The organism is Kitasatospora sp. NPDC096140, assembly GCF_040303045.1.
Classification (GTDB): domain Bacteria; phylum Actinomycetota; class Actinomycetes; order Streptomycetales; family Streptomycetaceae; genus Kitasatospora.
The window spans coordinates 6,108-19,097 of the sequence record NZ_JBEOUW010000019.1 but is presented as its reverse complement, the minus strand read 5'-3'; the positions used below and the strand labels follow the sequence as shown (position 1 = coordinate 19,097).

Genomic DNA, 12,990 nt, shown 5'->3' with positions numbered 1-12,990 from the left:
GGACGCACACTCCGCTCCCGCACCCGGTCCGGCCGGGTCGGCCCCACCCGCACCAGGCCGTCCAGGCGAAGGAGGAGAGCATGCGCATCACCGGCGACCACACGGCGCTGGCCATCGAAGGCCGCCTCGACGTGCGCACCGCCGCCGACGCGCGGGCCAAGCTGCACCAGGCCGTGGACGGCGGCCTCGGCGACCTCGTGCTCGACCTCGCCCGACTGGAGTTCTGGGACGCCACCGGCCTCGGCGTGATCATGGGCACCCACCGGAGGGCCGGCCGGATCGGCCGCCGACTGGTGCTGCGCTCCGTCCCGGCCCAGCTCCAACGGCTGCTGGTGGCCACCAAACTGCACCGCATCCTGGCCGTCGACGGCGGCGTCGCCGAGGCGCACGGCATCGCCATGTAGCACGCCGCGGGCCGTACGTCCCCGCAACGTCCCTGGTCAGCGGTTCACGACCGCCCCCCGACCCGGACCGCCCTGCACGGGCGGGCCCGGATGTGCAAGAGTCTGCCCGTCAGAAACGGCCGCCGGGGCTGCCCCAGACCGCCCGCGGCCACGACCGGGAGACGTCAGCCGACCGGCCCGGGGCGCCGACGGCCGAGCACGATGCGGAGCAGAACGTGGCACAGCCATCCGGGGAGTTCCGGCAGGAGGCCGTCCGCACCCGCGGCGGCGAACTGGTCTCCGGCGGCCTGCTGGTGGGAGTCGGCGCCCCGGACGGTTCCGAGGCCAGGCCCTGCCCGGAGGAGTGGCGGCCCCGCCCGCGCCGGATCGAGCGCAGCGAACCCGCCCGCGGCCCGGCCGGCGGCGTCGGCCGCGCGGTCGGCCCGCTCGCACTCGGCGCCGGCCCGGCCGACCTGCCGCTGCTGGACCGCGAGGCGGACATCGCCGAACTGCTCGGCCTGCTCTCCGAAGGACGCTCGATACGCCTGGTCGGCCAGGCCGGCTCCGGTCGCAGCGCACTGCTGTCGGCCGTCGCCGAGGCCGCCGCCGACCTCACCCCCGGCGGTGTCGTCCAGCTCTGCGGCCACCGCCGCACCCTCGCCGACCTGCTCCAAGACCTCTTCACGGCCACCCACCACGCCCCCGGCTACCGTCCCGACCCGGACCAGCTGGCCGTCCACCTCGCCGAGGTCGGAGCCGTCGTGGTGATCGACGCCGCCGAACTCTCCGAAGCCGAGCTGGAGCAGCTGCCGGCCGTCGCCCCCGGCTGCGCCTTCCTGGTCGCGGCCGCCCCGGACAGCCCGCCGCTGCCGGCCGGCTCCCGGCTGCGGGACCACCTCGTCGCCGGGCTCTCCCGCTCCGCCTGCCTCGCCCTCACCGCCCGGCTGGCCGGGCGCCCCCTGGACGTCGCCGAGAAGGCCTGGGCGGTCGACCTCTGGTTCGAGTCCGAGGGCCTGCCGCTGCGCTTCGTCCAGGCCGCCGCCCTGCTGCGCCAGCGGGACGTCTCGGTGGACGCGCTGGTCGCCGCCGAGGACGACCGGATGGACGTCTTCGGCGCGGTCGAGGGGCCCGTCCGCGACCCCGACCCGGCGGTCCGGGAGGACGCGCTGCGTCGCACCGTCCCGCTGCCCTCCGTCGCGCAGACGGCCTCGCCCGCGGTCCGGCTCGCCGAGGGCCTGAGCGAGCCCGCGCAGGCCGTGCTGCGGCTCGCCGTCGCCCTCGGCGGGGAGTGCCCCACCGCGCCGCACCTGCCCGCGCTGATCGACGTCGGCCTGGGCGAGGCCGCCCTCGCCGAACTCTCCGACGCCGGGCTGACGGTGTCCATCGGCGGGCACCACCGGCTGACCGCCGGTGCGCTCGACCTGCTCGCCCCGGACTGGCCGGCCCGCGGCTGCGTGGACGGCGCCGCCCAGCACTTCGCCTGGTGGGTCGGGCACAGCTCGGTGACGCTGGAGCAGATCGCCGCCGAGGCCGAGGTGGTGATCGGCGTCCTGCTCGCCGACCGGAACGCCGGACGCCACGAGGCGGTGGTCCGGCTGGCCCGGGCGGCGGCGCCCGCGCTGGCGCTGGCGCTGCGCTGGGGCGCCTGGGAGCGGGTGCTGCAGCTCGGCCAGGAGGCGGCCCGCCGGGCCGGCTCGGCGAGCGACCAGGCCTGGTTCCACCACGAGGCGGGCGTGCACGCGATCTGCGTCCGGCAGCCGTCGAGGGCCGTCGCGGAGCTGGAGACCGCGCTCACCCTGCGGGCGTCCGCGGGGGAGCAGCGCGGGGTGGCCTCCGCACGCCGGATGCTCGACCTGCTGCGCGCCGACGGGCGGCAGCTGTCGGCCGCCGCGCCGGCGGTGTCCAGCCGGGCGCCGGTCATCCGCAAGATCGCGGCCAGGGTGCCGGCCCGGCTGAAGTCCAGCAGGCGGCGGCGGGTCGCCGTGGTCTCCACGGTCGTGCTGACCATGGGGGTGCTCGGGACGGCGGTGGCGATGAGCCTCACCGGGCCGGACGAGCACCGTTCGAACGACCCGCACAGCGGCCGGATGGACCAGGGCGGCGGCACCCAGGACGCGCCGTTCCCGCAGCCCTCCGGCAGCGTCTCCCCGGGCGCGCCCGGCACCGTGCCGGGCAGCCCGACGGCGTCGAGCGGCAGCCCGGTGCCGTCGGTCAGCGGCAGCGCCTCGCACTCGGCGAGCGCCTCGCCGACCAGGAAGCCGAGCTCCTCGCCGGGGGCGAGCGAGTCGCCGACCGCCCAGCAGCCGCAGCCGACCGTCCCGGGTCAGTCGCAGCCGCCGAAGCCGGTGACCAGCCGCCCCACGACGGTGCCGACGACACCGTCGACCAGCCCGTCGACGCCGCCGGTGACACCCCCGAGCAGCCCGACGACCTCGCCGTCCTCGTCGCAGAGCCCGAGCGGATCGGCCACTCCGGCCGTTCCCGGGCTCTGAACGGTCAGAACAGCTTGAGCTTGTCGTCGTCGATGCCGCGCAGCTCGTCGTAGTCCAGCACCACGCAGCCGATGCCGCGGTCGGTGGCCAGCACGCGGGCCTGGGGCTTGATCTCCTGCGCGGCGAAGACGCCCTTGACCGGGGCCAACAGCGGGTCCCGGTTGAGGAGTTCGAGGTAGCGGGTGAGCTGCTCGACGCCGTCGATCTCGCCGCGGCGCTTGATCTCGACGGCCACCGTGGTGCCGTCGGCGTCGCGGCAGAGGATGTCCACCGGGCCGATCGCGGTCGGGTACTCGCGGCGGATCAGCGACCAGCCGCTGCCGAGCACCTCCATCCGGTCCGCGAGCAGCTCCTGGAGGTGTGCCTCGACACCGTCCTTGATCAGCCCCGGGTCCACCCCGAGTTCGTGGGACGAGTCGTGAAGCACCTCCTCCAGCGTGATGATGAGCTTCTCGCCGGCCTTGTTCTCCACCGTCCAGACCCCGTCGGCCTCCTTGAGGACGCACGGCGGGGACATCCAGTTGAGCGGCTTGTAGGCGCGGTCGTCGGCGTGGATGCTGACGCTGCCGTCGGCCTTGACCAGGATGAGCCTGGTGGCGGAGGGCAGATGGGCGGAGAGCCGACCGGCATAGTCGACTGAGCAGCGGGCAATTACGAGACGCACGGTCGACCACGCTAGCCCACCGGGGCCAGTTGATGCGATTCCGCGACGACGGGGTGAAGAAAGCGCGAACCCCGCGAACATTGAGGTCCGGCGATTCCGCTCCTGTTCGTCTCCTGCCCGCCGCGGTCTGGCGCCCGTCCCGTCCGGTCGCTACGGTGTGTGACGGCATGCTTGCGGGATCGCTGTCAACGGGGATGGAGACTTCAGATGAACGATCCGACAGGATCCGGCCAATCTGGTGCACCACACCGTATTTCCGGAGCAATCCCCAGGAATGACCGGCCTGCTCCGCCGTTGACTGCCACGCTGTTCTGAGCGCGGTCGGTGTTCGGGACGTCACGTCCCGTACCGCCGCCGCTGGTCGCGAAGGTGCCGGCAGCCCCCGTCCCACGGTGTTCCGGACACCACACGCGATTCGCCCACCCTCACTGAGCTTGGACTACGCACGACCACCCGGGCGCCGCGCGGGTGGACCGCGAGAGGAGAATCCATGTCGCTCGACGTCTCACCGGCCCTGCTGGAAAAGGCTGAGCGGGGCGAGGTCGACGAGCGGGAATTCGTCGACTGCGTCCGCGTCTCGCTGCCGTACGCCTGGGAGCTGATCAGCTCGCTGGTCGCCCAGGCCAAGGTCGACGGCACCGACTTCGCCGACAACCAGGTACCGCCGCCCAGCGAGCAGGCCCGCGGCCAGCTGCTGCGCGCCCTGGCCAGCGATGCCATCCGGGGCGCCCTGCAGCGCCACTTCGGCGTACGGCTGGCCTTCCAGAACTGTCACCGGGTGGCGGTGTTCCTGCCGTCGGAGACCAACGACGCACGGTTCACGCGCTTCACCTCCGTCCGGGAGCAGCTGCTCAACCAGTCCGACGAACTGCGGGACTGCTGAGCCCCGGCAACCGACCGACGCGGTGCCACCGCGGCGCCGGCCGCCCCCGTCCCCCGGTGCGGGGGGAGGGGCGGCGGCCCGGGCCCGGCGGTGGGGGACGGGGGCGGCGCGCCCCTCAGCCCAGCTGCGGCAGCACCTCGGAGCCGAGCCGGGCGATGTTGTGCAGGGTCGCCTCGTGGTCGCCGCTGCCCTCGGCGAGCAGCGCGAAGCGGCGGATGCCGGTCCGCTCGGCGGTGGCCAGCAGCCGGTCGGCGCACTGCCGCGGGGTGCCCACCGCGTGCAGGTCGCAGAGGAGTTCGGTGTACTGGTGCGCGTCGCGCATCTTGCGCTCGCGGCCGTCCACGGTGCGGTGGGCGCCGAGCCCGTACTCGAACCAGCCGGGCATCGCGTTCAGCAGGGTGGAGCGGGCCGCCGCGGCGCGGTCGTCGACCTGCGCGACCCCGGCCGCCACGTGCCGGCGGCCCACCCGGCGCAGCTGCTCCTCGCTGCGCCCGGCGGCCAGCCAGGCGGAGCGGTACAGCTCCAGCATCCGCACCTTGTCGTCGTCCCCGGAGTGCATGCCGAGCAGCATCGGCAGTCCGCGCTCGGCGGCCAGTTTCACCCCGCCCGGGGAGGTGCAGGCGACCACCACCGGCGGGCCGGCCACCGGCCGTCCGGTGGCGGTGAGTTCCTCGCCGAGCCCCTCGTCGTCCTGGCGCTGGCGCGGGAAGCGCACCGGGCCCGCCTGCTCGCCGAGGCCGAGCCAGCTGCCCAGGCCGGGCCGCCGCAGCGGTTCGGCGGCCCGTGGCACCACCGCCACCTCGGGGAAGCTGAACTGCGGGCCGTCCGCGCCCACCCGGGAGCCGCGCAGCCAACGCAGCAGCAGGTCCAGCCGCTCCGGGAAGCCGTTCTCGAAGGCGTCCACGCCGTCGCCGAACACGTCCAGGTCGATCCACGGCCCGCCGCGGCCCACCCCGAGCGTGAAGCGCCCGCCGGAGGTGAGGTGCAGCAGCGCGGCCTGCTCGCCGAGCGCCACCGGGTGGCGGGTCGACAGCACGCTGACCGCCGTGCCGACGCCGATCCGGCGGGTGCGGCCGAGCAGGAGCGCGGCGAGCGTCGCGGCGTCCGGGCAGACCCCGTACGGGACGAAGTGGTGCTCGGCCAGCCAGACGCTGTCCAGGCCGGCCCGTTCGGCCTCGACGGCGGACCGGACGGTGCGCTCCAGCGCCTCGCCGTGGCTCTGCCCGGGGAACTGCGCGGACAGCAGGAACAGGCCGACCCGCACCGGCGCGGTGTCCGCCGACAGGGCCCCCGCGCGCTGCGTCGCGGGCAGCGGCTCGCCCGCGACGGCCGTCACCGGCGGGACGGTGGCCAGCGTCGGGCCGGGGGCCGGCGGCCGGACCCCGACGGGTCGACGGGTCTCGGCACGGGCGCTGGTCTTGGTCATCCTTGGGCCTCCTCGGGTGCGCGCAGGGTCTGCGAGCCCCGCCTCTACCCCTTGTGGGTATCGGATGTCATGTGCCAATGGCACGCCGAACCCCGAATTTCCCTGATGATCGGGTGGATCTCGGTAAAAAGACCGGAGTGTCGGGCGGACCCGTGATAGTGGCCGTTCGGGGGGCCCGCCGGCCGTAGGCTGGAACGGCCCAGAGCCCCCGGAAGAGAGGCAGTCCGCCGTGTCGCCGCGCCGCAACCGGATCAAGAGCGCCGCCCCCCGCGAGAGCAGCCAGCCGGCCGCCCCGCTCGGCGGCTCGCTGCGCCGCACCGAGAGCTACCAGGGCGACGACTGGGTGGTCCAGACGGTCGCCGGGACGTCGGGGCGGGCCTACCGCTGCCCGGGCTGCGACCAGGAGATCCCGTCGGGCGTGGGCCACGTGGTGGCCTGGCCGATGCACGGCGCGGGGGTGGACGACCGGCGGCACTGGCACCGCGCGTGCTGGGGAGCGCGGGAGCGCCGGGCCTCCAACGTCCTGCGAGGCCGCGGCGCTCCGCGGTACTGACGGCCCCCGACCGGGCCGGGCCTGCCGAACCGCCTCACGCGTCGCGCTTCTTGAGCACCAGCACGCCGCCGACCAGGGCCGCCGCGGTCCAGGCGAGGCAGATGAGGAAACCGGCCCACGGACCGTACGGCTGGCCGTGCTGCTCGTAGACCAGCAGCATCCGCGAGCCCGCGTAGTCGGGGAAGTAGTGGGCCAGGGTCTTGACCTTCGGCACCGCCGAGAGGATCGGCGAGAGCAGGAAGAAGAACGGCACCAGCACGCCGAGCGCGAGCGTCTGGTTGTGCAGCATCGTGGTGACGCCCGCCGAGAACAGGCAGAGCATCGTCAGGTACAGCGCGGCGCCGAACACCGCGCGCAGCACGTGCGGTTCGCCGATCGTGGTGGAGTGCGAGCCGAGCAGCGACTGGCCGACGAAGAAGGTCACGAAGGCCGTCACCAGTGAGACCGCCAGGGCCAGCGCGCCGAGGACCGCGGCCTTGCCGCCGAGCAGGGTGGCGCGCTGCGGGACGGCGGCCAGGGTGACCCGGATCATGCCGCTGCTGTACTCGTTGCCGATCGCCAGCACGCCGAAGACGATGATGGCCAGCTCGCCGAGCATGATGCCGGCGAAGGCCGTTCCGGTGGCGTCGAACGGGGTCTGCTCGTTGCGGCGGAACTCGGTGAAGTTGTTGTTGGTGAGCAGGGACAGCAGCGCGCCGATGCCGACGGTGACGACGAAGGTCAGCGCGAGCGTCCAGACCGTCGAGCGGACGCTGCGGATCTTCGTCCACTCGGAGCGCAGGATCGCCGGGTAGGACGCCATCTCAGTTCTCCTCCTGCTGTGCCGCGGCGGCCGGCCGGGCGCCGTCCGCCTTCCAGCCGGCGCCCCAGGCGCCGGGCGCGCCGGCCGCGTCCAGGCCCGGCCCGTCGCCCGCGTGGTACTCCACCGAGTCGGCCGTCATCTGCATGAACGCCTCCTCCAACGAGGCCTGCTGCGGGCTGAGTTCGTGCAGCACCACGCCGTTCGCCGCGGCCAGGTCGCCGAGCCGGGCGAGGTCGCCGTCGACCACCTCGTAGGAGCCGTCCGGGCCGGCTTCGTGCCGCAGGCCGGCACCGGCCAGCAGGTCGAGCAGCCGCTCGGGCTCGGGGCTGCGCAGCCGTACGGCGGAGCGGGAGTTGCGCCGGATGAACTCCGGCATCGGCAGGTCGGCGAGCAGTCGGCCCTTGCCGATGACCACCAGGTGGTCGGCGGTGACGGCCATCTCGCTCATCAGGTGGGAGGAGACGAAGACCGTCCGGCCCTCGCCGGCGAGGCGCTTCATCAGGTTGCGGATCCAGAGGATGCCCTCCGGGTCCAGGCCGTTGACCGGCTCGTCGAACATGACGATCTCCGGGTCGCCGAGCAGTGCGGAGGCGATGCCCAGGCGCTGGCCCATGCCGAGCGAGAAGCCGCGAGCCCGCTTGCGGGCGACGGGGGTGAGGCCGACCAGGGCGAGCACCTCGTCCACCCGGCGCTCCGGGATGCGGTTGCTCTGGGCGAGCCAGAGCAGGTGGTCGCGGGCGGTGCGGCCGGGGTGGACGGCCTTGGCCTCCAGCAGCGCGCCGATGTACTTGAGCGGCTCGCTGAGCTGTCCGTAGCGCTTGCCGTCGATGGTGACCCGGCCGCCGGTCGGGCGGTCGAGGTCGAGGATCATGCGCATGGTGGTGGACTTGCCCGCGCCGTTCGGGCCGAGGAAGCCGGTCACCACGCCCCGGGGGACGGTGAAGCTGAGCCGGTCCACCGCGAGCGTCTTGCCGTAACGTTTTGTCAGGTCGTGCAACTCGATCATTCGCGCTCCCTTACTCGCTGTCAGGCTAGGACAAACGGGATATCGCGGCCCGCTGAGTGGGTTCATCGGGCGTGCCGGAATACGGTGGGCGCATGACCGAGCTCCCTGCCGCGGTGTCCGTCCGCGAGAGCGGTACCGGAACACCCCTCGTGCTGCTGCACGCCTATCCGTTGAACGCCTCGATGTGGTCGTCCCAGCTGGACGCGCTGCCCGGCCTGACCGGGGACGGGGCCCGGGTGCTCGCCCCCGACCAGAGGGGGTTCGGCGGCACCGAGCTGGGCGCCGACACGCCCTCGCTGGACGCGGTCGCGGACGACCTCGCCCTGCTGCTGGACGCGGCCGGGATCGAGCGCGCGGTGGTCGGCGGGATCTCGATGGGCGGCTACGTGGCGCTGGCCTTCGCCCGCCGCCACCCCGGACGGCTGGCCGGTCTGCTGCTCGCCAACACCCGCGCCACCGCCGACAGCGACGCGGTCCGGGCCAACCGGGAACGGATCGCCGCCGCCGTCACCGCGCGGGACAGCGTGCAGCTGCTGCTGGACGAGCAGGTCGCGGCCGGGCAGCTCGGGCCCGACTCGCAGCACCTCGTGGAGCGGGTGCAGTCGATGGTCGCCGCCGCCTCGCCGGCCTCCGTCGCCTGGGCCCTGCGGGCCATGGCGGCCCGCCCCGACTCCCTGGACGTGCTCGCCGGGCTGCGGGTGCCGGTCGCGGTGGTGGCGGGCGCCCAGGACGCCCTGGTGGCGCCCGAGGAGGCCGAACTGATGCTGCGGGCCCGGCCGGACGCCGAGCTGACCGTCATCCCCCGGGTGGGCCACCTGAGCCCCCTGGAGGCGCCCGAGGCCTTCGACGCCGCCGTCCGGGCCCTGCTGCGGCGGGTGGCCGCCGGATGAACGAGGACGCGGCCGCCTGGGACTTCTCGGCGCTGGAGGTGAGCGGCCGGATGCCCGTGACCAACCGGAGCGAGGGGCTGGTCGAGCTGACCCTGGAACCGCTCGGCGAGGACTACTGGATGCGCCCGGGGGAGACCTTCATCGTCACCTCGTACGGCGACCACGGCTCCGGCCACCCCTTCGAGGTGCAGTACTGGCCCGACTCGGTCTCGGTCTGGTGCACCTCCTGGTTCGGCACCGTCTCCGACGACGAGGGCAACCAGCTCAGCAGCGGGCACCAGCGACCGGACGGCGCCTACCCCCGGTAGAACCGCCCGGGGTGATGACGGCACGACGGCCGGCAGGCCCTCACCCGGGCGGGTGAGGGCCTGCCGGCCGTCAGGTGCGGAGCTGCGTCAGCGCGACTGCTGGGCGGGCACGCCCATGGTGTCGTCGTTCGGCAGCGAGGCGGCGGCCACGGCCGCGCCGGTCAGCGTCGCCAGCATCTCGCGGACGTTGGTCAGCTGGGCGTTGATGCTGTCGCGGCGGTTGGTGAGCGCCGCCAGCTCGCGCTCGGACTCGCTGCGGATGCGGTCGGCCTTGGCGTTGGCGTCCGCCACGATGTCCTCGGACTGGCGCTGGGCCGTCTCGACGGTCTGGCGGGCGCGGCGCTCGGCGTCGGTGCGCAGCTTCTCGGCCTCCAGGCGCAGCTGCTCGGCCCGGTGCTCGATCTCGGCCAGGCGCTTCTCGGCCTTGGCCTGACGGGCGGCCAGGTCGCGCTCGGACTGCTCGCGGCGCTTGGCCAGGTTGGTCTCGAACTCCAGCGCGGCCTGGGCGGCCTTGGTGCGGGTCTCCTCGAAGAGGGCGTCCGCCTCCTCGCGCTTGTTCTGGGCGTCCTTGTTGGCCTCGGCGCGCAGTTGGGCGGCGTCGCTCTTGGCCTTGTCGACGATCCGCAGACCCTCGTCCTCCGCCTTGGCCTTGCGGTCCTTGGCGTAGTTCTCGGCCTCGGTGCGGACCTGCTGGGCGGCGGCCTCGGCGAGCTCGCGGTGCTGCTCGGCGGCGCGGTGCGCCTCGTCGCGCAGGTCCTTGGCCTCCTCCTCGGCGAGCCGCAGGATCTTCTCGACCCGGGCACCGAGACCGGCGTACGAGGGCTCCTGCTCGACGACCGCCGCCTGGGCGGTCTGGGTCTCCAGGTGGAGCTCCTCGATCCGCTTCTCCAGCGCGCTGATCCGGGTCAAGGCACTGTCACGGTCGGCCACCAGCTTGGTGATCCGCTCGTCGACCTGGGCGCGCTCGTACCCACGGCGTACCAGGTCGAAGCCGTGAGGGGAGTGACTGTCGCTCATGGGGTTCTGGGCTTCCTGTCGTCAAACCGCTGAGGTGGTTGAGGGAATCCTGACACGGTACCGGAGTGTCGACGGCGAAATGCCGTTCTCTCGCGGACAATGTCCGCTCAATCGGGTGGTGCGTTCTTGGAGCGATTGCCACCCGACCGGGGGGAGCCAACTCCGGCACCGGCCTTGGCGCCCCCGTCCTTCTTGCTGCTTCCCCCGTTGGTCTGCGCGACCGGCGCAGGCGCCTCGAAGGCCTCCAGTGCGGACAGCACGTCCTGCACCCTGGAGATCTCCGTGTTGATGTCCTTGCGGCGGCGCACCAGCTCGTCCAGCTCGCGCCGGCCCTCGTCGGTGACCCGCTTCGCCTCGGCCTTGGCCTCGGCGAGCAGCCGCTCGGCCTCCGCCTTCGCCAGCTCGACCTGCTCGTCCGCGGTCTCCTCGGCGTCCCGCAGGCGCTTCTCCGCCTCCGTCGCCGCCCGCTCCAGCCGCTCCTCCGCCTCGGCCTCGGCCGACTGCAGCTTCGCCTCCGCCTTCTCGATGAGCGCCTCGGCGCGGTCGGTGGAGGTGGCGAGCTTGGTCTCCGCCTCCTTGAGCAGGCCCTCGGCCTTGCGGACCGCCGAGAGACGGACCTTGCTGGCCTCGGCGGAGGCCTCCGAGGTGAGCTCGTTCGCGCGGTCCTCGGCGGCGGCGACCAGCGCCGCGGCGCGGTCCTCGGCCTCGGCGACGGTGGCCACCGCCTGCTCCTCGGCCTCGGTCAGCTGCTCCTGGGCGGCCGTCACCAGCGCGTCCACCCGCTCGCCGGCCGACTTCATGGCCGCCGCGTTCTCCTTGCGGGCGCGCTCGTGCAGCGCCTCCACCTCGGCGTCGGTGCGCTCGCGCAGTTCCTCGGCGCGCTCGCGGATCCCGGTGGCGTCCCGGCGGGCCTCGGCGAGCAGCGCGTCGGCGTCCGAGCGGCCCTTCTCGACCTCGGCCAGACCGCCCGCCTCGCCGGCGGCGACCAGCCGGTCGGCCTCCTTGCGGGCGGCGGCGACCATCGCGTCCGCCTGCTCCTCGGCGGCGGCGGTGGTGGCCAGCGCGGTGGTCTGGGCGTCCTCGCCGAGCGCCTCGGCGTCGGCGAAGGCCTTCTCCAGGACGGACTTGGCCCGCTCGCGGGTGGACTTGTCGAACTGCTCGGCGGCCTCCCGGGTCTCCGCGTCGAACGCGTCGGCCCGGGCGTGGGTGGCGCTGTCGTACTCGTCGGCCAGCGTGCGGGTGGCGAGGGCGTACTCCTCCGCCTCGGCGTGCAGCCCGGCGGCCAGCTCCTCGGCGTCGGCGACGGTGCGGGCGGCCCGGGCCTCGGCCTCGGAGACGGTACGGGCGGCCTGGGCGTCGGCGTCGATGCGCAGCTGCTCGGCGGTCTCCTGGGCGGCGCGCAGCTCGGCCTCGGCGTCCGTGCGCAGCTGCTCGTCGTAGGCGTGGGCCTCCGCGCGCTGCCGGTCGAGCTCGGCCTCGGCGGCCTTGCGCTCGGCGGCCAGCTCCAGCTCGGTCTGCTCGCGCAGGGCGGTGGTCTCGGCCTCGGTGCGGGCGCGCAGGTCGGCGGTCTCGCGGTCGGCGAGGTCGCGGACCTCGGCGGCGTACGCCTCGGCCGTCGCGCGCTGCTCGGCGGTCTCCCGGTCGGTGAGCTCGCGCTGCTCGGTCGTCTCGCGGTCGGCGAGGTCGCGGACCTCGGCGGCGGCCTGTGCGGCGGCCTCGCGGACCTCGGCGGCCTCCTGCTCGGCGGTGGCCCTGAGCGCGGCGATCTGCTCGGCGGCGGCCTCGTGCATGCCGGCCACCGACTGGCGGACCTCGGCGGCCTCCTCCTCGGCGACGGCGACCAGTTCGGCGCCCTCGGCCTTCGCGGCGGCGATCAGCTCGGCGCGGTCGGCCTCGGCCTGCTCCAGCTCGGCCGCGGCCTCGCCCCGGATGCTGTCGGCGGTGGCGCGGGCCTCGGACAGCTCACGGCCGGCCTCGGCCCGGACGGTCTCGGCCTGCTCGTTGGCCAGCGCCAGCTCGGCGGCGGCCTTCTCGCGGACGGCCTTGGCGTCCCTGGCGGCCTCCGTCCGGCGCTGCTCGGCGGTGGCCGCGGCGCGCTCCAGCAGTCCGTCGGCGGCCTCGCGCTGTTCGGCGACGTAGGCGTCGGCGGCCTCGTGCTGCTCGGTGGCGTAGGTGTCGGCCGCTTCGTGCTGCTCGGTGGCGTAGGTGTCGGCCGCTTCGCGCTGCTCGGCGACGTAGCCGTCCGCGGTCTCGCGCTGTTCGGTGGCGTAGGTGTCGGCGGCGGCGCGGACCTGGGCGGTCTCGGTGGCGGTGCGTTCGGTGAGGTCGGTGGCGTGCTGTTCGGCCTCGGTGCGGACGCGGTCGGCGTAGGCCTCGGCGGTCTCGCGCTGCTGGGTGGTCTCGCGCTGGGCGAGGGCCCGCAGTTCGCCGGCGGCCTGCTCGGCCTCGGCCCGCACGCCGGTGGCGTAGGTGTCCGCGGTCTCGCGCTGTTCGGTGGCGTAGGTGTCGGCGGCGGCGCGGACCTGGGCGGTCTCGGTGGCGGTGCGTTCGGTGAGGTCGGTGGCGT

12 protein-coding genes are annotated in these 12,990 nt (G+C 74.5%); 6 read left to right on the top strand and 6 right to left on the bottom strand.

Going from position 1 to position 12,990, the window contains the following annotated elements:
- The first annotated feature begins 80 nt into the window (after positions 1-80).
- Positions 81-404: an STAS domain-containing protein gene (locus ABT048_RS20795; protein WP_350522908.1), complete on the top strand. Its 324-nt coding sequence runs from the start codon at positions 81-83 to the stop codon at positions 402-404.
- Between the two features lie 215 nt (positions 405-619).
- Positions 620-2,875, top strand: coding sequence for an ATP-binding protein (locus tag ABT048_RS20790; protein ID WP_350522907.1), 2,256 nt, complete (start codon positions 620-622; stop codon positions 2,873-2,875).
- A gap of 4 nt (positions 2,876-2,879) precedes the next feature.
- On the opposite strand, the gene nucS is transcribed toward ABT048_RS20790, so the two are convergent.
- Entirely contained in the window at positions 2,880-3,539 is a 660-nt protein-coding gene (gene nucS, locus ABT048_RS20785) for an endonuclease NucS (RefSeq protein WP_350522906.1), read from the bottom strand.
- Positions 3,540-4,029: 490 nt separating this feature from the next.
- Here nucS and ABT048_RS20780 point away from each other — a divergent pair, with 490 nt between their 5' ends.
- Complete coding sequence (locus tag ABT048_RS20780; protein WP_350522905.1) at positions 4,030-4,422, top strand: SCO5389 family protein; 393 nt, start codon at positions 4,030-4,032, stop codon at positions 4,420-4,422.
- Positions 4,423-4,537: 115 nt separating this feature from the next.
- Here ABT048_RS20780 and ABT048_RS20775 read toward each other — a convergent pair whose 3' ends face one another.
- Entirely contained in the window at positions 4,538-5,686 is a 1,149-nt protein-coding gene (locus ABT048_RS20775) for an LLM class flavin-dependent oxidoreductase (protein WP_350523029.1), read from the bottom strand.
- Positions 5,687-6,077: 391 nt separating this feature from the next.
- Here ABT048_RS20775 and ABT048_RS20770 point away from each other — a divergent pair, with 391 nt between their 5' ends.
- Complete coding sequence (locus ABT048_RS20770) at positions 6,078-6,401, top strand: Rv1322 family protein (protein WP_350522904.1); 324 nt, start codon at positions 6,078-6,080, stop codon at positions 6,399-6,401.
- Positions 6,402-6,435: 34 nt separating this feature from the next.
- Here ABT048_RS20770 and ABT048_RS20765 read toward each other — a convergent pair whose 3' ends face one another.
- Both ABT048_RS20765 and ABT048_RS20760 read right to left on the bottom strand, forming a co-directional pair.
- Complete coding sequence (locus tag ABT048_RS20765; protein ID WP_350522903.1) at positions 6,436-7,203, bottom strand: ABC transporter permease; 768 nt, start codon at positions 7,201-7,203, stop codon at positions 6,436-6,438.
- 1 nt (position 7,204) lies between these two features.
- Positions 7,205-8,209 (bottom strand): ABC transporter ATP-binding protein, encoded by a 1,005-nt coding sequence (locus tag ABT048_RS20760; RefSeq protein ID WP_350522902.1) that lies wholly within the window; start codon positions 8,207-8,209, stop codon positions 7,205-7,207.
- A 92-nt stretch (positions 8,210-8,301) separates the two neighbouring features.
- On the opposite strand from ABT048_RS20760, the gene ABT048_RS20755 reads away from it, so the two are divergent.
- Complete coding sequence (locus ABT048_RS20755) at positions 8,302-9,099, top strand: alpha/beta fold hydrolase (RefSeq protein ID WP_350522901.1); 798 nt, start codon at positions 8,302-8,304, stop codon at positions 9,097-9,099.
- On the top strand, positions 9,096-9,407 hold the full coding sequence (locus ABT048_RS20750; RefSeq protein ID WP_350522900.1) for a hypothetical protein: 312 nt from the start codon (positions 9,096-9,098) through the stop codon (positions 9,405-9,407). The genes ABT048_RS20755 and ABT048_RS20750 overlap by 4 nt, the downstream gene beginning before the upstream one ends.
- An 87-nt stretch (positions 9,408-9,494) precedes the next feature.
- On the opposite strand, the gene ABT048_RS20745 is transcribed toward ABT048_RS20750, so the two are convergent.
- Both ABT048_RS20745 and ABT048_RS20740 read right to left on the bottom strand, forming a co-directional pair.
- Positions 9,495-10,424, bottom strand: a complete 930-nt coding sequence (locus ABT048_RS20745) for a coiled-coil domain-containing protein (protein ID WP_030057505.1) — start codon at positions 10,422-10,424, stop codon at positions 9,495-9,497.
- Between the two features lie 107 nt (positions 10,425-10,531).
- Positions 10,532-12,990: polarized growth protein Scy-related protein (locus ABT048_RS20740; RefSeq protein WP_502894046.1), on the bottom strand; the 2,459-nt coding region annotated here is incomplete at its 5' end.

Excerpts from the sequence above, each read along its gene's own strand:
- ABT048_RS20780 (WP_350522905.1), top strand. The coding sequence starts at position 4,030 with ATGTCGCTCGACGTCTCACCGGCCCTGCTGGAAAAGGCTGAGCGGGGC.
- ABT048_RS20795 (WP_350522908.1), top strand. The coding sequence starts at position 81 with ATGCGCATCACCGGCGACCACACGGCGCTGGCCATCGAAGGCCGCCTC.
- ABT048_RS20765 (WP_350522903.1), bottom strand. The coding sequence starts at position 7,203 with ATGGCGTCCTACCCGGCGATCCTGCGCTCCGAGTGGACGAAGATCCGC.
- ABT048_RS20755 (WP_350522901.1), top strand. The coding sequence starts at position 8,302 with ATGACCGAGCTCCCTGCCGCGGTGTCCGTCCGCGAGAGCGGTACCGGA.
- ABT048_RS20750 (WP_350522900.1), top strand. The coding sequence starts at position 9,096 with ATGAACGAGGACGCGGCCGCCTGGGACTTCTCGGCGCTGGAGGTGAGC.
- ABT048_RS20760 (WP_350522902.1), bottom strand. The coding sequence starts at position 8,209 with ATGATCGAGTTGCACGACCTGACAAAACGTTACGGCAAGACGCTCGCG.
- ABT048_RS20745 (WP_030057505.1), bottom strand. The coding sequence starts at position 10,424 with ATGAGCGACAGTCACTCCCCTCACGGCTTCGACCTGGTACGCCGTGGG.